At 69.9% G+C, this 701-nt stretch carries 1 protein-coding gene; it reads left to right on the top strand.

Features of this window, described 5'->3' with window-relative positions; translation table 11 throughout:
* On the top strand, positions 1-701 hold a 701-nt coding region (locus tag TN53_RS41505; protein ID WP_046264072.1), incomplete at both ends, for a GNAT family N-acetyltransferase.

Here is a 701-nt window from a genome sequence, read left to right on the forward strand (position 1 = left end):
AGCGCGTCGACATCGACCACTACGTCCTTCCCGACCACCAGCCGGCCGGCGAACTGCTCCTGGACCCGATGCAGACCAGGGCCCTCGACAAGGCCCGGGCCAACGGCGCGGCGAAGGCCGTGGTCCATCTGCATCTCAACACCGAGCCCACGCTCGACACAGCGCTGATCAAGGCACGGGGCTGGCAGGTCGTACGCCGCTACCACGTACTGCGACGCCCTCTGAACCCGGCGCGCGACCTCGCCCCCGAGCCGCCCGCCGGGGTACGGATACACCCCTGCACGACGGACGCCGACCGTGAGCGCGTCCACCGCCTCTACCAGGCCGGTTTCGCCGAGCACTTCGACTTCCAGCCACGCACGTACGAGCAGTGGCTGCACGACGTCGACGCCGAACTCCTCGACTGGTCGCTGGTGTGGATCGTCGGCACCGAGGAGTCGGGGGACGCCGGGTTCCTGATCTCCCGGGACGACCGGGAGGCGATGGGATGGATCCGCAGCATCGGAGTGCTGCGCGAGGCCCGTGGCCGGGGTCTGGGGGCGCTCCTGCTGCGGCATGCCTTCGCCGCGTTCGCCGGGCGGGGGCGGGATACGGTGGGGCTGGGCGTCGACACGGCCAACGCCACCGGCGCTCCCGAGCTGTACGGACGTAACGGAATGACGCTTCATTTCGCCGTCGACACCTGGGAAGCGGTACTGAAC

The sequence above is a fragment of the Streptomyces sp. WM6386 genome (genome assembly GCF_000972385.1).
In the GTDB taxonomy this organism is placed as follows: Bacteria; Actinomycetota; Actinomycetes; order Streptomycetales; family Streptomycetaceae; genus Streptomyces.